Here is a 23,842-nt window from a genome sequence, read left to right on the forward strand (position 1 = left end):
TTTGGAGAAAGCAGAATTCAGAGTAAGCAGAATTCAGAGTAAGCAGAATTCAGAGGATATTATTTACGGGACCTTAGGAGGGCACAATTTGAAGGAAATCAAATTTTCAGAAAACGTATCCCGGATAGATACATCCGGGATCAGAAAGATTTTCGAAGCTGCAGGTTCAAACGCGATCAATCTCGGGCTGGGGCAGCCTGATTTTGATACTCCAGACCATATAAAAGCCGCAGCAATTAAAGCCATAAATGAAGGTTTTACCGGTTATACCGCAGGTCCCGGAATCCCTGAACTGAGGGAAGCCCTGAGCCAGAAATTCAAGGAAGAAAACTGCTTTTCGGTCTCTCCTCAGGAAATAATAGTAACATCAGGAGCATCTGAAGCCCTTACAATTGCCCTCACAGCCCTTCTTAACCGGGGAGATGAAGTCCTTATTTCAAATCCCGGCTTTGTATCCTATAATGCCCTGACTGAAATGCTATACGGAAAGGTCGTAAATGTCCCTCTCGGGGAAGACCTTACAATGAAGCCTGAAGACGTGCTTGAAAGAATCACACCGAAAACAAAAGCTATCATTCTTAACTCCCCATCCAATCCCACAGGCGCTGTTTCAAGCAGGGCAGATATCAAAGCCCTTGCCGAGATCGCAGACGACCACAGGATAACCATAATTTCTGACGAGGTCTACGAGTATTTCATTTATGAAGGTGAACACGTAAGTCCTGCCAGCTATTCGGACAATGTGGTCACCGTAAATGCTACTTCAAAAAGCTATGCTATGACAGGCTGGAGACTCGGATATCTGGCAGCCAGGAATGAATACATATCCCAGATGCTTAAAGTTCACCAGTATATTCAGGCGTGTGCAAACTCTATTGCCCAGAAAGCAGCTTATGCCGCAGTAACCGGGCCAAAAGACTCTGTCAGTGCCATGCGTGAAGAGTTCAGAAAACGCAGGGATGTGCTTGTTAAAGGGCTTAATGACCTGGGTATGGAATGTGCTCTTCCAAAAGGAGCTTTTTACGCCTTCCCCAGAGTCTCAAATTCCGCTGAGGTCGCCTCAAAAATGATCTCAAACGGCGTTGTCGTGGTCCCGGGAACAGCTTTCGGGAGTGAAGGAGACGGCTACATAAGAATTTCTTACGCGGCTTCAATGAAAGATATTGAAAAATCTCTGAGCATCATGGAAAAAGTGCTCTGAGTCTGTTTAAAAGAGAGTTTTTCTCTCCCTTTTTCACCTTTATTTTACCTTTTTTCTTTTTTGTTATCTTTTCTTTCTTTTACATTTTGTTTTTTCTGATTGATCCTGTTCGATTAGTCTTTATCTGATTAATTCTGTTCGATTAGTTCTATTTGATTAATCCTGTTAGATTATTTTTATTTGATTATTTATCATTCATTTATTTTTTATTCGATTACTTTTTATTTGATTACTTTTTATTCAATTAACCAATTTCTGAAATAGTTATGTTATACTTTGGGAAAACTTATATTAAGGTACCCAGATACCCTGATACTATCCCTGAAAATAGCTCCGGAAGAACTGAATGAAAAAGCGATCTTTATGCCCGCCGCCTGTAACTAAAGGAGTTCTTATACTCATATCTATTTTTTTATTATTGAGCCCTGCTTCCGGTTCGGTTATCTCATGTGCAAAAGTATTGGATGACTATTTTTATGGGAGCTCAAACACAGTAGAAGCTCTTTTGCTGAATAGTTTTGAAACTCCGGCTTTGCTTTTTACCACGGAGACATCAAATCTTCTCACAGATATCAGAGAAGATAGATCCAGACACATTGAAAAAATAAGTCCTTACCTTCTACTTACTGCAGGAATTCTTTCAGGCTTTAATCCCTGCCTGCTTGCAGTAATGGCTTTTCTGGCTTCAGTTAACCTTACCCAGAAAGGAAGGAGAAAAGAGATGCTCAAAATCACCCTGGGGTTTTCCACAGGAATTTTCACCATGCATATGCTTGCAGGCTTGAGCATTCTGGGGACTGTCAATTTCCTGCCTGAACTCCGGAGTTATTTTTCAGAAATTGCAGTCGTTATGACTGCCCTTCTCGGGTTCTGGCATATTTATGATGCTTACTGGTTGAGAAAACATGCAAAAACGACCTTCAGGACTCCGCAGCCTCTGAAGGACTTCATGAGCCGGATGGACGAAAAAAATCTGCTGCTTCTGTCATTCCTTGCAGGAGGCATGTTCTCCCTGGTCAAAGCTCCGTGTGTCGGAGCAGTTTATCTCTCTCTCCTGAGCCTGCTCGCAATGAAAACTGATATTGTGAGAGGGATAGAGTATATATGGATTTTTAATCTCGGACTCCTGCTGCCAGTAGTGTTGCTCGGACTTTTGCTGGCCTTCGGACTGAGTCCGAAAACAGTTACCGAGTTCAGAGAGCGAAAAAGAGTGGGGATAAGGCTGATAACAGGGTCGATACTCATCTCTCTCGCCCTGATGATGCAGTTCAGGATACTCTGAACATTTCAGGATATTCTGAACATTTCAGGATATTCTGAACATTTCAGGATACTCTGAACATCTCATGATATCTGAATAACATGATGCTCTGAACGCAGGGGAAAAAGAATTAGAGAGCGGATTCGTCATCCGACTCTTCTGAAGGTGCCTCTTCGAGAGACCTGAGGCGTTTTTCTTCTATCATTTCCAGGAGCCTGTCCATTACCTGTTCAATTCCTTCTCCTGTTATTGTGGACATGTTCAGCTCAACCTCATCCATTTTCATGAACTCAGGCCTGTCAGCTTTATTAGCGACCACAAGCAGGGGAAGGTTAAAATTCTCTCTGATTTCAGCAAGCAGGCGCCTCTGATCTTGAAGTTCATACCCGCAGCTTTCACTGGGGTCAATAACGACCATTACAACTGCATCCAGGTAGTGAATTGCAGTGATCGCCTGCCGTTCAATGTCGTTTCTTTCGGCCATTGGGCGGTCAAGGAGCCCTGGAGTGTCCATCACCTGATAACGGACTCCGTCCCGTGTAAAGTGACCTATGGTTACTCCTTTTGTTGTGAATGGGTATGGAGCAATTTCTGGGGTCGCACCGGTAATCTTTGAAACAAAGCTTGATTTCCCTACATTGGGATATCCAGCTATTACAATCGTTGGCTCGTCCTGGACATCAGGGAGTTTTCTCAGGATGTTTCTGGCTTCGTTCAGGAAGAGGAGGTCCTTATTTATTGAATTAATTATTGATGCAAGCCTGCCGAAAGCTTCTTTTCTTACAGGCTCTGGAATATCCGATTCACGGATTTTTCCCACGTAACTCCTTGCAACCTCATGAATTTTCCTGCTAGCCCAGTCCACGGACGCAAGGGACATCTTGAGTTTTTCCACTCCTACAAGGATGTCTGTAAGTTCATAATAGAATCTGGGAAGCTGTTCGAAGCTCGGGAATCTTCTGACTATATTTGCAAGGTTATCCGTGAAAATATTTGCAGCCGTAAGAAGCATGGATTCATTGGCCTTGAAACGGCTGTCTCTCCCATCAATAGTTTTCCCGGACATTGCCCTGGCTGCCCGTTTAAATGCTTTATTGGTTAACTCCTCGGAAGTGGGAACTGTGTGAATTTTCTCAAAAATCATCATTTTCTAACCCTCTGGGGGCTCATTTAATCTATATAAAGGTTTTCTGAGCGAAGAAGTTTATCAGAAAAATCTAAAGTCCGCAGGCAAAAGTTCTGCAAGAAGTATTTTGCAAAAGTTTCTGAACGGAATTTCCTTGCTTTTTATCCTGATTCTCTGGCAGCTTCTGTCTATATTCTAATTCGAAGCAATACTTTGTAATGTAAAATTACTGTTTAATTTTGTTTTTATCGATCGAATTCTTAATAAGCAATTTATAATTATAATTATAATTCTAATTATAAACCTTCAGGAGTTTCGATTACAATTTATCATAATAATTGAATACGTGTGTAAAATCAGTTTTATTCTCTGAAAGAACCGGACTTTATTTATATTTGTAATTGTAATTTGTATTGGGTATTTGTAATCATTAATTATGGCAAATTAAGAGATGCGCTATTTTCAACGTATGGATATTATACTCATCCTGATACAAGGTATATGAAATTGATGGTGATATTATGGAACTTACTCCGATTCAAAAAGACATTATCATTGCATTAATCAATCTTCAGAGGCAAAAAGATAGGGCAATTAAAGGGGAAGAAATTGCCGAAGTTATCCAGAGAAACCCCGGGACTGTGCGCAACCAGATGCAGCTGTTAAAAGCCCTCGCCCTGGTTGAGGGGGTTCCCGGACCAAAAGGGGGATATAAACCTACAGGGGCAGCATATGACGCTTTACGAATCCAGCAGTTGAAAAACGAGTCCGTAGTTCCTCTCTACAGGAATAACGTGGTAGTTAACGGAGCGACAGCTGCTGAAATCAGCTTTACTACAGTCAGGAACCCGGATGCCTGCAACGGGGTAGTAAGGGTGATAGGAAATATCAAGGACTTCGTAATGGATGACAAGCTTCAGGTAGGTCCAACACCTGTAAACCGCCTCATAGTCCGCGGTGAGGTTACGGGAAGGGATGACACCAATAATTCGATCCTTTTTAACATTACAGAAATGATCTCCCTGCCCAAAAAACATGTCAAACATTATATGAAGTATCCTCCGTTACTTGTGAACCTTAACGCCAGCATCCAGGAAGCAACAAGGCTCTTCATCCGAAATAATGTACACGGAGCCCCTGTGGAAGATAAAGGGAAAATAGTAGGAATAATTACCTATACCGATATTGCACATGCAATCGCGCAGGGGAAACCCAACGTAAAGGTTAAGGACATAATGACAAAAGAGCTGATAACCGTCGACGGGGACATGCAGCTTTATGATGTGGTAAAACTCTTCCATAAATATAATGTAGGAAGGCTTATTGTAACAATCAACGGAGTGCCCAAAGGAACTCTGTCTAAAACAGATGTGCTTAATGAGCTTGCGGTTTATTGAAACCTAATTGCAGTGTGTTAAATCATAAAGGGAACAGACCTGAAGACTTTATGTCCCAGGCTTTAAAATTCCCCTCTTTTTTTAAATTCTGTCTTAATTTCTTGAAATCCTGTATAAGACTCTTCAGCATTAGTCGTTTTTTCTTTGGCATGAAAGTACTTCCAGATACTTTCATTTTTTGGGCATGTTATTCCAAGAATATCATGAGCGTTTCTTATTCAATCTCTTCTCATTTTTTCGTGCCTGGTACTTAACTCATCTGCTATTTCCTCAAGAGTAATGTTGTTTGCGGCAAGCAGCACCAGCAGGTGGAAGATCAGGTCCGAGCTCTCAGAGACGATCTCTCTATGGTCTTCGTTCCTGACTGCAAGTATGGTTTCAATGGATTCCTCTCCCACTTTCTCAAGGATTTTGTTCATTCCCTTTCGGTGGTTCAAAAGTTTACAGACATATGAATTTTCGTCATAGTTCTCTTTCCTGTCCAGGATGATATCATACACCCTGTTTAAAATGGATAAGTCAGCCTCCGGCATTTTTAACACCTGTTCAAGATAAATAATACATCATTAAATAATAAGTAGAAAAAATTAGGAAGAAGTAAACAGGAGGGTCTTTAAACCTTCCTGGGATCCGTGATTTCTCCAGTGAGGGCGGATGCTCCTGCAGTTGCCGGGGAAGAAAGGTAAACAAAAGACTCTGCACTTCCTTCTCTGCCCTTGAAATTGCGGTTTGAGGTGGCAAGTCCGACCTCTCCAGGTCCGAGAAGACCAAAAGAGCCGCCCATGCATGGCCCGCAGCAGGGAGCTTCCACGATTGCGCCCGCGTTCACGAGTTTTTCAATATATCCGGCTTTTAACAGCTTCATATATTCAGTTTTTGAAGCGGGAACAACAAGGAGGCGCAAATCTTTCGCAACAGGTTCATCTCCCATGATGTCAGCCATTATCTTGATATCTTCAAACCTGCCGTTTGTGCAGGATCCCATAAAGATCTGGTCGAGTTTTGTGCCTTCAACTTCGCTTACCGGCTTTACGTTGTCAACATTATGCGGGCAGGCTACCTGGGGCTCAAGGTCAGAAACATCATAATACCTGATATCCAGATATTTGGCACCTTCATCGGATTTCCAGTACGGATCAAGCTTGAAACCCGGAATGCGCTCTTTAAGGTATGCCTCGGTAACTTCATCGGCTTCAATTATCCCTGCTTTTCCTCCCATTTCAATTGCCATGTTGGACATGGTCATGCGCTCGGGGATGGAAAGGGAACGGATTGTAGAACCTGCGTACTCGGCTGCCATGTATCTGACCCCTTCCACGCCTACATCTCCTATAAGGTGCAGTATAAGGTCTTTGGAATATACGCGCTCTGGTAGTTTTCCTTCCACTTCAAAGCGGAAGGTCTCGGGAACCCGGAACCAGAGCTTGCCTGTGGCAAAAACTGCTGCCATGTCGGTAGAGCCTATGCCGGTAGAAAATGCCCCTAAAGATCCGTATGCACAGGTATGGGAGTCAGAACCAACAATCAGGTCTCCGGGTTTAACATGCCCTTTTTCTGGAAGGACCTGGTGGCAGACTCCCTCATAAACATCATAATTTAAAATGCCCTGCTCTTTTGCAAACCTTCTGAGCATGATATGGTTTTGAGCGGCATTAATTGAGTCTGCAGGGACCTGGTGGTCGAATATAATTACAATTTTGCTCGGGTCCCATACTTTCTTGTCTTCTTCATCTTTCATGATTTCGTAGAAGCCCTGGACTGCCAGCGGACCTGTGATGTCGTGGGTCATTGCCAGGTCTATATTTGCCAGTACGAAATCCCCGGCTTTCACGGGAGTTCCGGAGGCTTTCGAAAAGATCTTCTCCGAAACGGTCATCGGGCGATTGTCACTACCAGACATTCCAGTCATGGGAAATAACTGGCGCTTTCTAATAAATAAATTTAATTGATGATCCCAAAAAGAAATGAAGTTCATAGATAATATAAATAAATTTTTAAAGAAGTTTCATTAGATTAAAAATTCGCAACTGGACGAATCAGCCGGAAACTCAAATAATCTGAGGATTAATCAATAATTTTTGTAATTCCTCTGCTGTCGTGGACGATATATATGCAGGTCCCTTTTTCCAGGTTATTTTTTGCAATTTCGTGGCCTTTTTCTGTCCTTTCGAAATCCTCGTATTTTTCATACATGGCAAGTGTATCTTCTAGTTCCGAGATATATCTGGAAAGCAGGGAGCCTGCGAGTTTTCTGCTCTCTTCCGCAGAAATATGGACTCCGAGCCCTTCACACTCGCAGGTATAAAGTTTAAGTCCCTCAATGTAAAAAGGATAGGTGCTGCAGAGCACTGGACGCACTGGGTATATCCTGCACCGGTTTGTATCCTTTTCAAGAAAAACACAGTCGCCATTCTTTTTTCGCCTGAGCATCCAGCCATAAGCATGGATATTTCCATCAGGATCGATGTCTTCTTTCAGAAGCTCAGGCGTCCTGAAAGGCTCTGAAGTCTTTTTTTCATCTATTTCCGGCATTATGGAAGAGTTTTCTGCAACCCTGTCTTCTTTTTCTACTGCTTCGGCTTCTTCAGGACAACTGAGGTCAGGGATAAGGGGACCTGCAACCTCAAGTTTTGAAAGATCCGTATACTTCTGGATTTTTTCGATTTCCTGAGGTGTTAAAACTACCCTGTTATCCCCAAAAGCCCTTTTGCAGCACTTTCCACAGTTCTGGCAGGAAAAACCAGTTTTTTTAATTTCGGCTGCGAGTTTTTCAGGGTCAAGCCTGCGAGCTATTTCAATTTCTTTTTTAAGTGCGTCAATAAGAGTAAGCTGGTATTCTGTTTTTCCTGAATTCCTGTCATTGCTTGAACCTGAATTTTCCATGTATGAACTCCTGTCCTGCAGGTACATCAAATTAACGCAGATAACAGTCAAATTCAGTAAGGCCCGGAAAATTTAAAAAACAGGGTGAAAATCATTTCCTGAGTTTCATTTCGACCTGAGAATGTTCAATTCGACTCGAGATTGCTTCATTTTGGCCCGGGATTAACAGCAATCAGTAAACTATATATCAGGGAACTCTTTTTAAACTTTAGTTTATATGTGGCAGACATTACTCAAAAAATTTGAAAAATATCCTGCGCAGGCAAAAGTGCTTAAACTTCTCTTTGAACGCGGCTTCCAGGTAAACGAGGAAGGAAAAGTAACTTCCGGATCAATAGAGATCGCACACACACAGCTTGCAAAGGAAGTAGGCGTTGACCGGAGAGTGGTCGATGCAACCACAAAGACCATCATTTCTGACGAACTTCTGAGTACTATTTTTAAAAATGTTCATTCCATACCCTTCCTCAGGGATGTCGCTCCTTCTCTTGGGCTGGGAGTGATTATCATCATTCCTGAAGACGCAGCTCATGTTGGAATCCTTGCAGAAGTTGCGGGTTTGATCTCAAAACATAATGTAAGCATACGCCAGGCGGTCTCGGACGACCCGTACCTGACTGATAATCCCATGCTTACCATTATTACGGACAATAAAGTCCCTGGAGACCTTGTGGACGAAATTCTCAAGCTGCCTTCGGTAAAGGGAGTGAGTATTTACTGACAGATCTTAACTCAATAATCCAGAGATTTAAGATTTCTGAAACAGGATTTCTTAAACCGGGTCTGAAGAGCCAGTCTAATGCAGTAATCTATTGATAGTGTCTTTTTAGAGTAATTTCTTTTCAGGTTGACAGTCTGCCAGATGAGATGAAATTCGACAACCAAGTTTACCGGCAAAGAACTCATGGAATGAATTGTATATAATAATATGAATAGTTATACAAAAAAAGCCGTTACACAAAATGATCACTTACACAAAATGAGCCGTTATACAAAATGATCGCTTACACAAAAATGATCAAATAAAATAATTCTATTTATTGGAAAAACAGGGAGCTTGTTTTTTGTTAGCTTAAAGCTAAGGTCTCTTATCCGGATAAATGGTCATAAATAATAAAAATGTGTTTTTGTTTATGGTGCTTCCGCCAACCAGAATTTTCCGCAAATGGGTGTCTCCAAATATCTCGTTTTCAGGCGGAAGCAGGCTTTCTTAATTCTCATTCCGAAAGGAATATAACGCGCTTTTATGGCAAATTTTGAGGAAATGTTATACGGCAGTCTTTCTTTTTTCTTTTTTCTTTCCTTACCAATTCTTTTGATTTCTATTCCATTTCAAGATGCGTAATAAAAACCTTCTCAGGATAATGATGAAATCAGGAAAACAACCAGTGAGCAGGGAGTAAGATAAGAGTTAAGTGCTCCTGCCGGGTGAAAAGAACTCTGTGTGATCAAGGTGTCAGAAGGCAGCAGGAGCAAAAACAATAATAAAAACGAAAATTAGCTATTTATCCTGAATGATCCAGCTAATGATTATTAGCTTTTGAGCTGGTTCTCAGGAACGTAAAGAACATAAATTAGATTCGGGTTTCCTGTCCTTCTTTTACGATCTTGCCAAGACACCTGATGGTACGATCCGCGTTCCTGTGCAGTATAGCTGTCCCGCCCGCTTCTTCCCATTCACTGGTATTATTTGAGTTATCATCTATGAGGATTCTGGAATTTCCTGATTGAAGAGCTTTTTCCGGGCGGAAACAGAGAATTGCATCATTTGCGTATGGAGTCCCGAGTTCTTTTTTCAACCACTCCATTTTTCCTTTTCTGGCGTTGATCATTGCAATTTTTCTGTCCGGACTCGGAAGCGCGGAAAGAATTGTGGGGTGCAGGCCTGAACTTTTAAGGAATCCGTGAAGCTCTCTCCCGCCAGCCATCCATGACATATCCGACCAGAAAACGGTCCCAGCAGCAGTAATCTGTTTCCAGAAACGCTCTCTGTCTGCAGCATACCAGAGCATCATACGTTCGTTTAATTTCTCGCATGCGCCCGTAAAATCAGTAAGCACTCCATCCATGTCCAGGAATACTTTCAAATCCGAGCCCTGCCCTGAGCAGGTTAAGTCTGGATAATCTGCTAGAATGGATTTCTGGATACTCAGGGGGTTGCCCCGAATCTGAGTGTTCCGGGCAGGGTAGTCCTGAGAGGGATCACCCTGAACTGGACTCCTCCGGGCCTGGTTTCTCTGGTCAAAGTCATATGAAACCGGGTTGGTCCTGATAGAATTTTTATCTGTAAACCTGCGCTGATCGACGTAAATGGACATGGCAACCTTTCCTTAGTCTGTGTGGCGGAAAATAATTTCCTTTTATTATATGAAAGATAATTAAAATATTTACTCTCTCTAAATAATATAATTAACTTATCTGATCAATTAATTGTTTAAGTGTAAAAATCATCATAATTGCCTCAAAATAAGGCTGCGCGGAGTACAGGGCTGGAAATCAGACATAAAGGCTTAATATAAAAAGAAAACTCCTTCTCAAAATTCAGTCTTCCCGGACTATGACAAGAGTTTTTGCAATTTTATCGTGGATTCCCTGCCTGTTTTTATTGATAAATACTGGCAAAAAACCTGCAAAGAAAGGCAGAGATGCCAGAACCTTCACCATAAATCTTTTTGTCGCACAGGCAAAAGAGATTCTTCTCCCGTCAAGATCGGTTATGATGATATTCATTGCCTGTTTTCCAACCGTCCCCTGATAGACTGAACTCTCCTGATAGGCAAAATAACTCCAGGAAAACAGAATTATCAGGACGTAGTAAAATATTTCTTCCCTTATTCCTGTTACAAACTGAATAAATGCCATCAGAAGAATGATTATAAATATGTCAATTATCGAAGCTACCAGCCTTCTGAAAAAACCTGCGTATGACTGCATATTTTTCCCTGTTCTCCTTCTAATATATTTTATATTCTAAGCAGGTTTCTGTTAAAAAATCTATCTGTTGTAGTAAAAATGATTTCATTACGATATAGATCCCCTGCAACTCTATATTATAAATATAGCAGGAATCCTGGGTTCTTCTACTATAGCATATTATTTTTCCAGATTTCCTGGCTTGACACTTATTTTGAAACAGGATATGGCAAATATGTCAGAAAAATAAAGAAAAGAATAGCCGACAAAGAACTCATGGTAATTGTGGGCTGGAGTTTTTTCCTTCTGTTACTACGGATCTTATAGTATATGTTGGATCAGTCTGAAAGTTCCAGTTTTCAATGCTTACCTGGAGTTTTCATGGGAGAATCCGTGTTCAATGTTTTTTATATCTTTTCGACAAACGTGATCTTTAAAATTTAAGGTGTAGTTTATTTTATCTGATTCACTCTATCCGATTCACTCTATCTGATTCACTCTATCTGATTCACTCTATCTGATTCACTCTATCTGATTCACTCTATCTGATTCACTTTATCCGGTTCACTTTATCCGTTCACTCTATCTACTTCATCCTATTTTTATCTGAGTGAATAGGGCAGTGCTCAAAAAGGTTAGTTTGCATTGGGTATTTATATAAACACCCAAAACAATTTTATACATATATGGCTAACATTAACTACTGTTTTTGCATTTTCCAGCGTGTTTCAAACAGGCTCTGTAAAACCATCATGGCGAAAACTAATTTTAAAAATAAATATTATTACGGTACAGGCTTATAATGTAAAAACTAAAATAGTATGCTTGTAAAGAGTAAGGCAACTTAACTAATTAAAAGAGTTTCTTTCGAAAGCTCAGACAGGAATATAATAAAAACGAAGCGGTATAATTCATAATAAAGATCAGCTCCCCGGGCAGGACGCTTTCATAAAAATGATTGAGGAAACATGCAGACTCTGGTTATATGCATAGACAGGGATAATGATCTCGGCGAAAAAGCAAAAATGGTAACTCCTATTGTAGGGAGGGAGGCAAATATCCAGGCAGCTGTTGCACTCGGAATTGCCGATCCCGAGGATTCGGATACAAATACTATTTTCGGAGGGATCCGTATCCTTGGTGAGCTTCGGGCAAAAGGAGTTGATGCTGAGATCGTCTCTTTTGCAGGGGACAAGAATGTTGGAGTAATCTCTGACCAGAAAATTGCCGAACAGCTCGAGCTCTATCTCCAGATGAACGAGGTGCAGAGAGCGGTCTTTGTTTCTGACGGGGCTGAGGACGAGACTCTTGTACCTATAGTGCAGTCCAGAATGAAAATCGATTCCGTGAAGCGGATTGTCGTTATGCAGAGTGCAAACCTGGAAAGCACTTATTATATCCTCAAACACGCTTTCAGCGACCCAAAAATCTCCCAGACTTTCTTTGTGCCCCTTGGGCTTGCTTTTCTTATATACGCCATCTTCCTGCTTGCCCGCTATCCCGAAGGGGCAATTGTGGGAATTCTCGCGGCTGTAGGGCTGTACATGCTTTACAGGGGCTTCGGGCTTGATGATATTGTTGCCCTTGAAAAAGAAAAGCTCTGGGATGCTTTCCTTGAGCAGAGGATGGTTTTCATCAGCTACACTGCTGCCCTGCTTGTCAGTCTTGTAGCAACAGTATATGGAGCTATGGAAGTCTGGAAGTTATATTCTGCAGAAGGGGTCTGGTATCACGGTACCCTCACTCTTATCTCAGTTTTCGTCAATGTCTCCATCTGGTGGTATGCAGTAGCTTTGCTGCTAGCTAACATGGGAAAGATCTTCGATCTTAAAACAGATGGCAGGCCCATTTATAGAAATATTTCAATTTCTCTCTTCGTGATTGCAACAGGTCTGCTCTTCTGGGGAGCCAGCACATATATCCTGGCAGCGGCTTCCATATCTGATGGAGTGTTAGGCGATCCTACCCTTGCACTGCAGTACTTCGTTTATTCGATCGCTGTTTCCATTCTCATTGCCCTTGCAGGGATAAAATATTCCCTTTCAAACCAGACCCCGGAAAACGAGAAGAGTGTGAGAGGAAGAAAAAGTAAAAAGATCGCATGAACCTGTGTCCCATCAGCCGGAAATTATGAATTTTCATTAAAAACGCAGGAACGGAGACCCAAAAATGGATAAGATAGATGAGATTGCAGAAATTGCAGTTCTCGGAGGTGTGGGTTTTAACTCACACAGGGACTGCGAAAATTATCCTGTAAAGACTCCCTATGGGAGTGTTACTGCATATATTACCCGTATAAATGGAAAAGATATTGCAATAATTCCCAGACACGCTAAAGAAGTTCATATTCCTCCCCACAGGGTCAACTACAGGGCAAATGTCTGGGCTGTGCGTTCCCTCGGAGTAAAACGTGTAATTTCCACAAATTCGGTTGGGTCAATGCGCGGGCATCCTGCAGGCAGTTTTGTCGTGCTTGACGATTTCATAGATTTTACCCGCAGCAGGCCTTCTACTTTTTATGATGATAATACCGTGCATGTTGATGTCGCTGAACCTTACTGCCCTGAAATTAAGGAAGCCCTCAAATATTCCCTGAATAAACACGGTTTTTCTTACACCGAAGGGATCTACGCCTGCACGGAAGGCCCTCGTTTTGAAACCAGGGCTGAAATACGCATGATGAGCCAGTTCGCAGACGTTGTTGGTATGACCGGTATACCCGAGGTGGTCCTTGCAAAAGAACTCGGCCTTTGCTACGCTTCCCTTGCCATTGTTACAAACCAGGCATGTGGGATGACAACACAAAAATTAACAGCAGACGAAGTGACAGAAGTTGTCGGAAAAGCTCAGGACTCGATCTCCGAAATCATCTCTGAAACAATCAGAAATATTCCTGAGACAAGGAAATGCATGTGCAGATTTGCAAAGGAAGGAGCCTGCCTTTAATATTTTTGAGAATAAGTTGATATATGCACCGGCATGAAACTAACCAGAATCTGATTGAAAGTCTCAGCCTGAAATCTCAAACTTATTCTTAACTTCATTCTTTCTCCGGCCTGGCTACTTTCCGTCTGAATTCATTAAACCGGAGTTTCTGTTCGAAATCATTTTCCTGTTCATCTTAACCGATTCTCCGGTTCTGCCCAATCTGCTGCGCTCAAAAAATTAAGATTTTTAATGTTTCGAAATAAATACAACGACTATTATATAATAATTAAGTAATAAATTATAAATATAATAGATGTAATATATGGAGATGCGATGGAGTTGCCTGAAAGGTGTTAGTAAATGCATAATTAACACACAGCAGGAAAAAATACACAGCATAAAAATACATAGCATAATTAATGCACAGCAGGAGAAAATACACAGCGGGAAAATCATGTTGTATTCTCTGAAAAATGTGTTTTCCGCAAACTATTAAGAGCTGCTGCATCTTTTTCTCTAAGTCTGCAGCATCCATGTAACTATATAGTATATCTCAATTTTTACACGTGCTTTTAAGGTTCCGGATGTCAAAATTAAGACGTCAGGTCGGCAGAGAAATGTTATCTTTGAATTCCGAAAGGAAGCTTACTTATACCATTCATATATCAGGATAAACAATGACACTATGGGTCCTCGGTTACGCCGAAAAATCAAAAGTTATAGTAATGACAATAAAAGACCGGTTGAAGCAGCCTCTTTCCGTGGCCGAGCTCCATATAAAGGAAAGTTACAAAGGTCCACGTCCTCATAAAATAAGGGTTCTTTCCGGCAAAAAGAATGAGGAATTTATTCCTCCCCAGCAGTTCATAGAGCTTTTAAGAAGTGCAAACAGGATCATGCTGGCAGAAGGAGGGGACCCTTCAAATGAAGAAGCATTCCTTGAAATGCTTAAAGGATTTCAGATCAGTGCAGATAGGGTAAAGATTTGCAAACACTGCTGGATCAATAAGCGTTTCAATTTCGTAAACAGCAAGTCAATCAGGTACCATGATGAACTTATCTGTGAAGACTGCGCAAAAGAAGAACTCCTGCGTGCAGTCCGTTCAGCAGGCGCACAGTATGGAGAAAAATCTGTAGATTTTCTTGAACAGGTTCTCCATAAGACCCGGGACCTTGACCGGACAATCCGTATGCTGAGCCCTGAGAGGCTGGACCCTGAGTTTACAAGGTATGATACTATCAGGACAACACCTTCAGAAGTTAGAGTCAGGATAAGGGACCTGCCCCTTGCAAAAAAATTCAAAGAAATGCTTCTTGAAAAATCCGAAACCCTGCTTCCTGTGCAGGGACTGTCCATAGAAGCCGGGCTTCTGGAAAGGAAAAACCAGTTTGTGGTTTCTGCAACCGCAACCGGGAAAACTCTTATAGGGGAAATGGCAGGAGTCCAGAACCTTTTGAATAAAAAAGGGAAAATGCTCTACCTTGTCCCTCTTGTAGCCCTGGCAAACCAGAAGTATGACCAGTTCACAGAGCGTTATTCAAAGCTCGGGCTTACAACTTCCATCAAAATTGGCGCAATTCTCATAAAGACTTCCCAGCGCGTGAAAATGCGTACAAGCCCGAATGCCGATATCATTGTGGGGACCTATGAAGGCGTGGACCACATGCTCCGTTCGGGAAATGCTGATTTTCTCGGTAAAATTGGGACTGTTGTTATAGACGAGGTACACACCCTTGAAGACCAGGAAAGAGGGCACAGGCTTGACGGGCTTATAGGTAGGCTTCGTTATGTGGCTCCTGAAGCCCAGTTTATCTATCTCTCGGCAACCGTTGCAAATCCTTCAGGATATGCAAAGAAGCTCGGAGCACAGCTTATTCGCTATGATCACAGGCCTGTTCCTATAGACCGTCATCTCCTTTTCTGTCAGGACAGTGAAAAGGCAAAACTGATCTCCCAGCTTGCAAAAGAAGAGTATTCAATGTTCTCTTCGAAAAATCACAGGGGACAGACAATAGTTTTTACGAATTCCAGGAGAAACTGCCATAAACTGGCAGGAGCACTTTCTATCCGGGCTTCTCCCTATCACGCAGGGCTTTCTCAGTATGAAAGGAAAAAGGTAGAAACCCTTTTTGCAAAAGGAGAACTTCCTGTAATCGTGACCACTGCCGCCCTTGCAGCTGGAGTGGATTTCCCGGCTTCTCAGGTTATTTTCGAATCCCTTGCAATGGGCATAGACTGGATTTCGGTCCAGGACTTCCTGCAGATGAGCGGAAGAGCAGGCAGACCTGATTATCACGATCGGGGAGTTGTAGTCCTCATGCCGGTTCCGGGGAAATCATATTCAAGCGCACAGTCCGATACTGAAGAAGAGGTTGCAATCAAGTTATTGCAGGGAGAGATGCTTTCTGCAGGGGTTGAATACGGGGAAGCCGAACAGCTTGAAGAGGTGCTTGCTTCAGTTGCAGTTACTTCTTCGGTCCAGGATTTAAGGGGTATCCATTCTCTTATGTTTGGAAGCTTTGACCTCGACAGGCTGGTTTCTCGCCTTCAGAGCTACAGGTTCATTGAGAAAAAGGGAGCCAAAATCTCACTGACCAGGTTCGGAAAAATTATTTCAGCTCATTTCCTTCCGGTTTCCAAAGCTTTCCTTATCCGGGATGCCGTACTTGAGGACAACAACCCGATAAAAATTGCAACCAACCTGGAATTTTTCGATGCTGCATACTTCAAGTACTCAAACCAGATCGGAAGTTCCCTGCATGTTAATATGCCATCAAGGGTCTTTCAGGGGGCAGCTCTTGATATTGTCTTTGATGGTGAATCCCTGTCCCAGCTCGACATAAAAATAAGGGAACTTATGCTGAACTTTGCCTCTGACTTTTTAACATGCGGATGCAGGGATTCCCCTTATTGCGGATGCGCAGAGCAGAAATTTTCAGAGAAGATTATCCGGCTGCGTATGGAAGGAAATGATCCCTCCCAGATCATCAAGACCCTTGAAGATAAGTACGGAATATCGGCATATCAGGGAGATGTTTTCGGATACCTGGACAATGCAGTGCGTAACCTTGACGCCATTGAGCTGATTGCAAGGGTTCATTCGAAAAGGGAAGTTGCAGAAAATGCAAAGAAACTTAAAAAGAAAGTTCAGGGCTGAAATATTTGCAACAGCATTTGCAGACCAGTGATTTATAAGTGATGAAGATAAATATTCCTGTTTATACCGGGAAAAATAGCTTACAAGGATAAAATGCCGGCATCGTGGCAAATACCGGAGCCCGGACGCGGGGTTCTGATACGAATAGACTACAGAGAAGCACAGAGGAGATTTTTATGGCCGAAGATGTTGAATCCAGAGAAAATATTGAAAGCGCAGCTTCTAAAAAAGGAAAAAAGAGTATTACAATTGAGTTTATAAAGCCTGATGATTTCAAGCAAATATATGCGATAGGAGCTGCTGGCGGGCACAGCCCTTACGATTTCAGGATCGGTTTTTACAATGATACGCCCAAGATGTTCGGGGACTCTTCAGAGTCCAGAGTTATTGAAAGGCGCGTTGAGGCAGAAGTTATACTCTCTCCGGTTGCAGCCCTTGAACTGAACCGCTGGCTGACGCAGCACATCAACGAATACGAATCCGTTTTCGGGCCTATCGCAAGAGCAATTCCAAGAACTCCCAGAAAAGAGCCAGCAAAATCTGTTGACGAAAGCACCAATATTCAGGGTTATATATAAGCAAAATTATTTTAATAAATACCGTGGTTAATGATGTGAGAGTCCCTGCCGAAAAGCTGGGTTTTAAGTGTCAGGAATTAATTATCTCCTATGTACTATCTAAAAATAGGAATGCAGTGCTTTTCCTATTTTTAACTTACCTCCTTTTCGGTACAGGTTCATCTCAGTTTTAATCAGTCATATTTGATCTAATGTTTGAGAGGCTCAAATGTTCTCTTTACACACTCCCGGCATCGATGGTTATATATCTCTGAAAAGGATATGTAATTTCAGTTTTCTTAAGAGCCGGTGGAGTGATAGTTCGGAATGTTTTTTCAGTTGCTGGCAGGAAGCAGCTGATAAAGGCAGCAGGCTTATTGTAAATCTGTATAGTGCCCTGACACAATTTGCCCTGCCCGGCTTTGGAAAAAGAGAAGCATTACCCGGGAGTACGGGGAACCGAAAATTCAGAACAAATCAGCGAGGGTTTAAATTTGTTCCCAAATAAAAAAGTTCAGAAAATTGTTGGATCAAGGATCCAGGTAGAAATGAAAGGCGACCTTAATTTGCTTGAAGGCACTCTGAAGAGTGTGGACGACTACATGAATCTTCATCTTGTTGATACGATGGAGATAGTTAAAGGGGAAAAAGTCCGCTCCCTTGGTTCTGTAGTGCTTCGGGGAAATAATATCATACTGATCACTCCTGTCGAAGACTGAAACGTCTGAAGAAGGAACCTCATTAGTGTGTGGAAGCAGGCATGGATCTTGAAGAAGAAGCATATAACATAATACGAAGACATAAAGACGGCGTTTTCCAGAACGTTATCTGGAAAGAGCTGGATATCGACAGCAGGAAATGCTCCAGAATCATAAAAAAGCTTCTGGACAAAGACCTTATTATCCGTGAAGTGGGAGTCTCAAACGGAGCAAGGACATACCTCCTTAAAGCAAAAGAGGAGGTTAAGGAAAAATACGATCTTCTGCTCTCCGGGGATATGTTTTCAGCCTGCACAGGCTGTACAGGGGACTGCGAGCCCGAGTACTGCGGAAGACTCAGCGAATGGATCGGAAACCTTATGGTGGAAGAAGCTGAGGAAGCCGGAGAAGTCGAAGAAGCCGAAGATATGGATGTAGAAGCTGAAGATGAGGACATATTTAAAGAAGAGATCTAAACAAAATCTGGCAATAAGCAAAACTGATAATGTGTGAACTTATAATTTCTAGGAGGCCTGAAAGGTCTGAAAAAATCTGGACAGATCTGGACAGATCCTGGATAACACATCCTCAGAACTCTCTTCACTCGATAACTATTTATACGAGAAACCCTTATTGAAGAACCCCCTTCAATAAGGGGAATAAAGTCCGCTTAAAAAACACTCAAATGCTCCGGTAGTGTAGTCCGGCCAATCATTCCGGCCTTTCGAGCCGAAGACTCGGGTTCGAATCCCGGCCGGAGCACCATACTTTTTCAGTTCCTTTTTAACTGTTAGTTAAATGTTTTGAAAACTCTTTATTTTACTTTGATTCAATTCTCCTTATTGTGCTTTGACTCAATTCTCCTTATTTTACCTTGATTCAATTTTATTTTCGTTTTCATTATCTGGTTTTGATTTTAGTTCTAATCTTATTTTCAATATCTGGTTTTGATTTTAGTTCTAATCTTATTTTCAATATCTGGTTTTAATTTTAGCTCTGATTTTGTTTAACCTTGATTCTGTTTAATCTCAATTTTGTTTAACCCCGATTTTGATTTAATTTTGTTACATCCCGATGTTACCGCGCATCTCCAGATTTCTGAGCCATAAACAGGCGGCTCTGACTAAACATTTTTATTCTTTTATGTTTAACCTGGTAAAAAACTTGAGCCATTGCCCTGAAAATTGTATCTGACATCTTGTTTTAGCTGGCAGACTGCACCAGAAGATTACGGAGAAGGGACAGATTTATATATTACCAGGTATATTGTTGGTCTCGCTGTGAGATGCGATGTGCTCCGGTAGTGTAGTCCGGCCAATCATTCCGGCCTTTCGAGCCGAAGACTCGGGTTCGAATCCCGGCCGGAGCACCAAATTATTTTCTCTTTTCCAATACGTTTTTTTGCAATGTGAAAAGCAGATTTTTTGGATATTTTTACTGTAGGATTCTTTATAATTTTACTTTAGCCTCCTCAGTCCTGAACTTTTACACAAGTATAACCGCACATCACTGTTTTTACACAAATATAATCGCCCACCAATCTTTTCCTTTTATTCTTTGCATGTATGAAGTGCCAACTGGTCAAACCTTCATCATTCAGGTTCTTCCAACGATGCGCCGGTGGAATTCTTTTATTTCCTGGATTTTTTCCAGGTTCTGTTCCTCATCAAGAATCCCTGCTGTACTCAGAAGTTCCAGTTCCTTTTTTCCTTCAGCTCCGGCACTTTCCATCAAATATTCCAGCGCAAGTACCCGAAGAGTTTCAAGAGCCCACACAGCCTGGACAAGCGCATTTTTTGAGCCTTTCTGAGAAAATGCCCTCCCCGTTTTTCCGATTGCCTGAATCACGTCTTTTACCCTGAGTTCATCCTTTTTACTTGCGGCAGCAGTGCCAAGTGTCTCAAAGAGGATTGCAGCCCCTACAGCATTGTTCTCCATTGCTTTTTCGGCTGATAAAACTCCTATCTCTCCTAGAAGATTCAGAGAAATGTTCCATGTGACGGAGAGTTTTTCTTCCATTGCTTTCATGGACAGCTGCATAAGATAGACCTCTGAAAGTCCTGTAAGGACCTCCATTTTTTTCTTTGAAGAAGCTTTCCCGACATTTGCCAGAGATTCTGCTGCGCTTTTTGCGGCTGCATCCATGCCCTTTCCTCCAAACTCGAGTGCAAGGCTTCCGAGAACAGACAGCGCTTTTAATGCAAGAGACTCCCTTTCCTCATACACAGCCTCAACAGCAACTTCTCCAAGAGAGCTAACTGAGGATATTGACGCTTCTTCCATTCTTTTTTGTGCAGCCTCCCTGCCTATGTCTCCCATTGCAATTATGAGAGCTTTTGCGTCAAGTTCGTGTTCCGCAGTAATGTCCAGATGTACCAGATATACTGCAAAGTCCCTCAGGCTGCTAAAAGCTTTTATTACCCCTTCAGTATCCCCGTCATAGGCACTTCTTAACCCCTCTTCAATCATCCTGACTTCAGCCAGTTCACGTTCATCTGCAAAAGACATGCAACACCCCGGAGAATAGTCAGTGTTAGTTATGTCCTGTCTCATGATTAGTTTTTCCTATCCTGTTTTTTCTCCTTAAAATCCTTCAAGGTTACAGGATCAGGGCTACTGGAGCCGGAATCTCTTCTGAACGGTATCAAAACCCGCAAATTTCGGGAGTCAGAAACGTGGGGAAAAAGTGCAAAAATAGGCAATAAAGCGTAAAGTACATATACTAATGTACATTATTATCCTCTATTGTACTATACTGTGGGATCGACTTGTCAGGTCTAAAAGTTCGCTGAATTTAGCTGATTGAACTCCTCAAAGGATTTACGATATTCAACTGATCTTTCAACTGATATGTGGTGTTTATGGATTCAGGAAAGTTCTCCTGATAATAAAATAGGTAGATGGTTTTTATGAAATCTCAGGATATTGCTGTTGTTGGAATTTTACTCGCAGTCGGTGCGATAGTTCGATATTTATCCCTTGTAATCCCTGGACCAATTGTCTCAAATCTCGTAATAGCATTTTACTGTCTTGCCATTATACTTGTCATACCAGCGTTCACTGAAGTAATAGGTATAGGAATTGTAGCAGGAATAGTCTGTGCCCTCCTGAGCCATTCTATCTTTCCGCCTGCAAACCTTATCAGTGAACCGATTGGTGCAGTAACCTGCCTGGCAATATACAAAACTCTTATGGGAAGGCTCTCAGTCGCCCCTGCAATTTCAACCCTTCTCGGGACCCTTGCCAGCGGGATAAGTTTCGTAGCTATTGCAATGTTCATGGTCGCTCCTGCAATTCTGACCAAATACGACACTATGGGGGCTTTTGTAATAGCTATTGTTCCTATTGTAGGCTTGACCGCAATTGCGAACGCAATTATTGTCCAGATTCTCTATGTTCCTGCTTCAAAGGTACTTTCCAGGGGGAAAGCATAAAACATGATCGAACTCAGGAACTTCTCTTATACCTACGGGACAGCAGAAAACCCTTCCCTGAAAAATATAAATCTGGAAGTTAAAAAAGGAGAACTGCTCCTTGTTACAGGGCACAGTGCAGCCGGAAAAACCACCCTTGCCCTTGCAATGGCAGGAATCCTCCACCATGAGATCGGAGGCAAAATTGACGGAAATATCAGCTTCAAAAACAGGGACATAAAAGAGTTTGACGGAATAAAAGAGTTAAGCCGGTATACAGGGATGGTTTTTGATGATGCAGAGTCCCAGCTGATCTTTACAACCGTTGAAGAAGAGATCCTTTCAGGGCTCGAAAACCGGGGATACTCTAGAAAAGAGATTCAGCACAGGTTAAATGAGGTAATGGAGCTCTGTGAAATCGATCACCTGAAACAGAGGGCTCCTCATACGCTGTCCGGCGGGCAGAAGCAGAAAGTAGCCCTTGCTGCAACTCTTGCCCTGGATACCGAAGTCCTGATCCTTGATGAAGCTACTGCCGAACTGGACACAGAAGCAGTAAGAAAAGTGTTTTCTGTCCTTAAAAGGCTCAAAGAAACAGGAAAGACAATTATAATCGTGGACCACAATATAGAGGATTTCCTTGAAATTGGGGACAGGGTTGTGCTCCTTGAAAAAGGGGAAATAAAAGCCATAAAAAGTCCTGCGGATTTTGCAGCCGTTTCTGAAGATACTGATCTAACTTCCAAAAGCAGCAAGAAGGAGTATTCCTGCTCTCAAAAAGAGAGGCAGCCTGTTATTTCTATAAAAAACCTGACACAACGCTATGGAGAATTCAATGCTCTTGATAACCTTGACCTTGAGATCAGGTCAGGAGAACTCGTTGCAATCCTCGGGGAAAACGGTTCAGGAAAGACCACTCTTGTCAAACACCTTAATGGCCTCCTGCGCCCTTACTCCGGAAACGTGTCAGTAAAAGGGCTCAACACTTCCCTTACTCCTGTTAATGAGCTTGTAAAACACACGGGCCTGGTCTTCCAGAACCCTGACAATATGCTTTTTGAAGATACGGTTGAAGCTGAAGTGGCTTTCGGGCTAAACAATATCGGAATAACCGGCTCTGAGGCAGGCGATGCTATTGCCCGTTCCCTTGAACTTGTGAACCTGAAAGGCAAAGAGAAAGTGTTTCCACGCCACCTGAGCCGTGGAGAGAGGCAAAGGCTTGCTGTTGCCTGTGTAATTGCAATGAGACCTGAACTGATTATCCTTGATGAGCCCACAACAGGACTGGATGCGGAAGAGTCGGACAGGATGATGCAGCTTATGAAAAGGCTCCATCTTGAAGGCCACACAATAGTGATGGTAACTCACAACATGCAGATAGTAAAAGACCATGCTGAAAGAGTCATTCGCATGGCTTCCGGAAAGATAGTGGAAGACTCGGCGAATGGAGCCTGCAATTCTTTTAAAAGAGATATCAAATGCGTTGAAGAAATGTGCGCCGAAGGGGGAGCAATAGTATGAAAGAAATTATGCAATATATTAACAGTGACAGCTTTTTGCACAGAATGAATCCGCTTTCAAAAATTGCTGCCGTTACAGGGATAATAGTCCTCAGCGTCTTTACCACAGACTCTTCTGTCCTTGGACTTCTGGTTCTTGGGATTTTTCTTGCTTCCCTGAAAGCCGGGCTCCACCAGGAACTTTTGAGGCAGCTCAAACTTCTTGTGTTTTTAAGCCTGACTCTTATACTGCTCACAATTTTTACTCTTAAAAGTGGGGATTCCATCGGATACCTGATTCCAGCCGGTACTCTTTCTGCCGCAGGGATGGTTCCTGTTACAACAGGAGCTCTGGACTTCGGGACTGTGCTGTCCCTGCGCTTCTTTGCAATGCTCTTTGCTTTCCAGCTCCTTGTGGTTACGACAAAACCAAGCGACCTCATGAAAGCCCTCATGGAGATCCACGTCCCCGTGGACTATGTGCTCATGTTCGTTATAGCTCTCCGTTTTATTCCAAGCCTCCAGGTCGAAGGCAAGCGAATTCACGAAGCCCAGCTTGCCAGAGGCTACAATCCTGGAAAAGGAGTACGTGGAAAGATCAGGAGCCTAAAGCCAGTTCTTATTCCTCTTGTGGCAAACTCCCTTGGAAGGACTCAGGTTCTTGGACTGACAATGGATATGAGAGGATATAGAAGCCGGCAGAGTACTGAAAAACACAAAAGGCTTTCCTGGAACAGAACAGACGTGGCAGCAGTCGGATTTGTGGCTCTTATGGGAATAGGAGTTCTTGTAACAGGAATCATGTAAT

The 23,842-nt window shown here is 42.4% G+C and carries 20 protein-coding genes and 2 tRNA genes; 15 read left to right on the forward strand and 7 right to left on the reverse strand.

Features of this window, described 5'->3' with window-relative positions:
• Positions 1–88: 88 nt before the first annotated feature.
• A complete protein-coding gene (locus tag M886_RS09335) occupies positions 89–1,201 on the forward strand; it encodes a pyridoxal phosphate-dependent aminotransferase (protein WP_048038594.1) in 1,113 nt (370 codons plus the stop codon).
• Positions 1,202–1,547: 346 nt separating this feature from the next.
• Positions 1,548–2,483 carry a cytochrome c biogenesis CcdA family protein gene (locus M886_RS09340; protein ID WP_226987593.1) on the forward strand — a complete coding sequence of 312 codons (936 nt, stop codon included), beginning with the start codon at positions 1,548–1,550 and terminating at the stop codon, positions 2,481–2,483.
• 109 nt (positions 2,484–2,592) lie between these two features.
• Here the strand turns inward: M886_RS09340 and M886_RS09345 are convergent, their stop codons facing one another.
• Positions 2,593–3,609 carry an NOG1 family protein gene (locus M886_RS09345; protein WP_011034294.1) on the reverse strand — a complete coding sequence of 339 codons (1,017 nt, stop codon included), beginning with the start codon at positions 3,607–3,609 and terminating at the stop codon, positions 2,593–2,595.
• Positions 3,610–4,109: 500 nt separating this feature from the next.
• On the opposite strand from M886_RS09345, the gene M886_RS09350 reads away from it, so the two are divergent.
• A complete protein-coding gene (locus M886_RS09350) occupies positions 4,110–4,985 on the forward strand; it encodes a CBS domain-containing protein (protein WP_011034295.1) in 876 nt (291 codons plus the stop codon).
• A gap of 218 nt (positions 4,986–5,203) precedes the next feature.
• Here M886_RS09350 and hisE read toward each other — a convergent pair whose 3' ends face one another.
• The 3 genes from hisE to M886_RS09365 form a co-directional block, all read right to left on the reverse strand.
• On the reverse strand, positions 5,204–5,518 hold the full coding sequence (gene hisE / locus M886_RS09355) for a phosphoribosyl-ATP diphosphatase (RefSeq protein ID WP_015412496.1): 315 nt from the start codon (positions 5,516–5,518) through the stop codon (positions 5,204–5,206).
• Between the two features lie 80 nt (positions 5,519–5,598).
• A complete protein-coding gene (locus M886_RS09360) occupies positions 5,599–6,861 on the reverse strand; it encodes a 3-isopropylmalate dehydratase large subunit (RefSeq protein WP_048036678.1) in 1,263 nt (420 codons plus the stop codon).
• Positions 6,862–7,049: 188 nt separating this feature from the next.
• The gene (locus M886_RS09365) at positions 7,050–7,868 is read right to left on the reverse strand and encodes a YkgJ family cysteine cluster protein (protein WP_048051065.1); all 819 of its coding nucleotides are present in this window, start codon (positions 7,866–7,868) and stop codon (positions 7,050–7,052) included.
• Positions 7,869–8,085: 217 nt separating this feature from the next.
• Between M886_RS09365 and M886_RS09370 the strand changes: the two genes are divergently transcribed.
• Positions 8,086–8,589 carry an ACT domain-containing protein gene (locus M886_RS09370; RefSeq protein ID WP_011034299.1) on the forward strand — a complete coding sequence of 168 codons (504 nt, stop codon included), beginning with the start codon at positions 8,086–8,088 and terminating at the stop codon, positions 8,587–8,589.
• Positions 8,590–9,442: 853 nt separating this feature from the next.
• Here M886_RS09370 and M886_RS09375 read toward each other — a convergent pair.
• Together M886_RS09375 and M886_RS09380 are read right to left on the reverse strand one after the other, a co-directional pair.
• Complete coding sequence (locus tag M886_RS09375; protein WP_048051066.1) at positions 9,443–10,186, reverse strand: hypothetical protein; 744 nt, start codon at positions 10,184–10,186, stop codon at positions 9,443–9,445.
• Positions 10,187–10,409: 223 nt separating this feature from the next.
• Positions 10,410–10,802: an RDD family protein gene (locus tag M886_RS09380; RefSeq protein WP_015412501.1), complete on the reverse strand. Its 393-nt coding sequence runs from the start codon at positions 10,800–10,802 to the stop codon at positions 10,410–10,412.
• A gap of 947 nt (positions 10,803–11,749) precedes the next feature.
• On the opposite strand from M886_RS09380, the gene M886_RS09385 reads away from it, so the two are divergent.
• The 8 genes from M886_RS09385 to M886_RS09425 all read left to right on the forward strand — a co-directional run bounded on the left by M886_RS09385 (position 11,750) and on the right by M886_RS09425 (position 19,494).
• Positions 11,750–12,886, forward strand: a complete 1,137-nt coding sequence (locus M886_RS09385; RefSeq protein ID WP_048051067.1) for a DUF373 family protein — start codon at positions 11,750–11,752, stop codon at positions 12,884–12,886.
• 64 nt (positions 12,887–12,950) lie between these two features.
• Positions 12,951–13,727: an S-methyl-5'-thioadenosine phosphorylase gene (gene mtnP / locus M886_RS09390; protein ID WP_048051068.1), complete on the forward strand. Its 777-nt coding sequence runs from the start codon at positions 12,951–12,953 to the stop codon at positions 13,725–13,727.
• Positions 13,728–14,386: 659 nt separating this feature from the next.
• Positions 14,387–16,867: a DUF5814 domain-containing protein gene (locus tag M886_RS09395; protein ID WP_048051069.1), complete on the forward strand. Its 2,481-nt coding sequence runs from the start codon at positions 14,387–14,389 to the stop codon at positions 16,865–16,867.
• A gap of 176 nt (positions 16,868–17,043) precedes the next feature.
• Positions 17,044–17,445, forward strand: a complete 402-nt coding sequence (locus M886_RS09400) for a DUF3467 domain-containing protein (protein WP_011034305.1) — start codon at positions 17,044–17,046, stop codon at positions 17,443–17,445.
• A gap of 473 nt (positions 17,446–17,918) precedes the next feature.
• On the forward strand, positions 17,919–18,143 hold the full coding sequence (locus M886_RS09410; RefSeq protein ID WP_011034307.1) for an LSM domain-containing protein: 225 nt from the start codon (positions 17,919–17,921) through the stop codon (positions 18,141–18,143).
• A gap of 41 nt (positions 18,144–18,184) precedes the next feature.
• Positions 18,185–18,598 carry a helix-turn-helix transcriptional regulator gene (locus tag M886_RS09415; RefSeq protein ID WP_200880719.1) on the forward strand — a complete coding sequence of 138 codons (414 nt, stop codon included), beginning with the start codon at positions 18,185–18,187 and terminating at the stop codon, positions 18,596–18,598.
• Positions 18,599–18,809: 211 nt separating this feature from the next.
• Positions 18,810–18,887, forward strand: a tRNA-Glu gene (locus M886_RS09420).
• A gap of 529 nt (positions 18,888–19,416) precedes the next feature.
• Positions 19,417–19,494 (forward strand) — tRNA-Glu (locus M886_RS09425).
• A gap of 224 nt (positions 19,495–19,718) precedes the next feature.
• Here M886_RS09425 and M886_RS09430 read toward each other — a convergent pair.
• Positions 19,719–20,675, reverse strand: a complete 957-nt coding sequence (locus tag M886_RS09430; protein WP_048051072.1) for a hypothetical protein — start codon at positions 20,673–20,675, stop codon at positions 19,719–19,721.
• 356 nt (positions 20,676–21,031) lie between these two features.
• Here M886_RS09430 and M886_RS09435 point away from each other — a divergent pair, with 356 nt between their 5' ends.
• Genes M886_RS09435 through M886_RS09445 form a run of 3 tightly spaced genes read left to right on the forward strand, consistent with a single transcriptional unit; the run spans position 21,032 to position 23,841 of the window.
• Positions 21,032–21,556, forward strand: coding sequence for a tryptophan transporter (locus M886_RS09435; protein ID WP_011034310.1), 525 nt, complete (start codon positions 21,032–21,034; stop codon positions 21,554–21,556).
• 3 nt (positions 21,557–21,559) lie between these two features.
• Entirely contained in the window at positions 21,560–23,056 is a 1,497-nt protein-coding gene (locus M886_RS09440) for an ABC transporter ATP-binding protein (RefSeq protein WP_048051073.1), read from the forward strand.
• Positions 23,053–23,841 (forward strand): energy-coupling factor transporter transmembrane component T family protein, encoded by a 789-nt coding sequence (locus tag M886_RS09445; RefSeq protein ID WP_048051074.1) that lies wholly within the window; start codon positions 23,053–23,055, stop codon positions 23,839–23,841. Before M886_RS09440 ends, M886_RS09445 begins: the two co-directional genes overlap by 4 nt.
• Position 23,842: the final 1 nt, after the last annotated feature.

This window comes from Methanosarcina soligelidi (genome assembly GCF_000744315.1).
In the GTDB taxonomy this organism is placed as follows: Archaea; Halobacteriota; Methanosarcinia; order Methanosarcinales; family Methanosarcinaceae; genus Methanosarcina; species Methanosarcina mazei.

Bases quoted from the DNA above. Each gene is read 5' to 3' on its own strand.
- M886_RS09340 (WP_226987593.1), top strand. From the start codon at position 1,548: ATGAAAAAGCGATCTTTATGCCCGCCGCCTGTAACTAAAGGAGTTCTT.
- M886_RS09345 (WP_011034294.1), bottom strand. From the start codon at position 3,609: ATGATGATTTTTGAGAAAATTCACACAGTTCCCACTTCCGAGGAGTTA.
- M886_RS09350 (WP_011034295.1), top strand. From the start codon at position 4,110: ATGGAACTTACTCCGATTCAAAAAGACATTATCATTGCATTAATCAAT.
- hisE (WP_015412496.1), bottom strand. From the start codon at position 5,518: ATGCCGGAGGCTGACTTATCCATTTTAAACAGGGTGTATGATATCATC.
- M886_RS09360 (WP_048036678.1), bottom strand. From the start codon at position 6,861: ATGACCGTTTCGGAGAAGATCTTTTCGAAAGCCTCCGGAACTCCCGTG.
- M886_RS09365 (WP_048051065.1), bottom strand. From the start codon at position 7,868: ATGGAAAATTCAGGTTCAAGCAATGACAGGAATTCAGGAAAAACAGAA.
- M886_RS09370 (WP_011034299.1), top strand. From the start codon at position 8,086: ATGTGGCAGACATTACTCAAAAAATTTGAAAAATATCCTGCGCAGGCA.
- M886_RS09375 (WP_048051066.1), bottom strand. From the start codon at position 10,186: ATGTCCATTTACGTCGATCAGCGCAGGTTTACAGATAAAAATTCTATC.
- M886_RS09380 (WP_015412501.1), bottom strand. From the start codon at position 10,802: ATGCAGTCATACGCAGGTTTTTTCAGAAGGCTGGTAGCTTCGATAATT.
- M886_RS09385 (WP_048051067.1), top strand. From the start codon at position 11,750: ATGCAGACTCTGGTTATATGCATAGACAGGGATAATGATCTCGGCGAA.
- mtnP (WP_048051068.1), top strand. From the start codon at position 12,951: ATGGATAAGATAGATGAGATTGCAGAAATTGCAGTTCTCGGAGGTGTG.
- M886_RS09395 (WP_048051069.1), top strand. From the start codon at position 14,387: ATGACACTATGGGTCCTCGGTTACGCCGAAAAATCAAAAGTTATAGTA.
- M886_RS09400 (WP_011034305.1), top strand. From the start codon at position 17,044: ATGGCCGAAGATGTTGAATCCAGAGAAAATATTGAAAGCGCAGCTTCT.
- M886_RS09415 (WP_200880719.1), top strand. From the start codon at position 18,185: ATGGATCTTGAAGAAGAAGCATATAACATAATACGAAGACATAAAGAC.
- M886_RS09430 (WP_048051072.1), bottom strand. From the start codon at position 20,675: ATGAGACAGGACATAACTAACACTGACTATTCTCCGGGGTGTTGCATG.
- M886_RS09435 (WP_011034310.1), top strand. From the start codon at position 21,032: ATGAAATCTCAGGATATTGCTGTTGTTGGAATTTTACTCGCAGTCGGT.
- M886_RS09440 (WP_048051073.1), top strand. From the start codon at position 21,560: ATGATCGAACTCAGGAACTTCTCTTATACCTACGGGACAGCAGAAAAC.
- M886_RS09445 (WP_048051074.1), top strand. From the start codon at position 23,053: ATGAAAGAAATTATGCAATATATTAACAGTGACAGCTTTTTGCACAGA.